Annotated in this window: 1 pseudogene; it reads left to right on the forward strand. The window is 18.8% G+C overall.

From position 1 onward, the window contains the following. Positions 1–22: 22 nt before the first annotated feature. Positions 23–271, forward strand: a pseudogene (locus CAMP5082_RS08380) (hypothetical protein); the annotation flags it as partial.

A 271-nucleotide genomic window follows, 5' to 3' on the forward strand; every position in this document is an offset into this window, starting at 1 on the left:
TTAATTAAAGAAAGGAAAAACAATGCAAAAAATACTTCAAATTGATTTAGAAAAAAGAAAAGCTTTAGAGAATTTAAAAAATTTAAGCTTATTGGGTTTTGGTGGAGTTATGTTATTTAATCTAAATAAAGATGATTTGATTAAAGATAATGATATTTTTTCTATGCATAATATGAATCATTTTTTACAACTTAGTTTAGATCAATTTTACATACCTAATGCTTTTTTAAATATTTTAGAATTTTTACATATTAAAAAACATATTGATATA

The organism is Campylobacter sp. LMG 17559 (genome assembly GCF_024723605.1).
Taxonomy (GTDB): domain Bacteria; phylum Campylobacterota; class Campylobacteria; order Campylobacterales; family Campylobacteraceae; genus Campylobacter_D.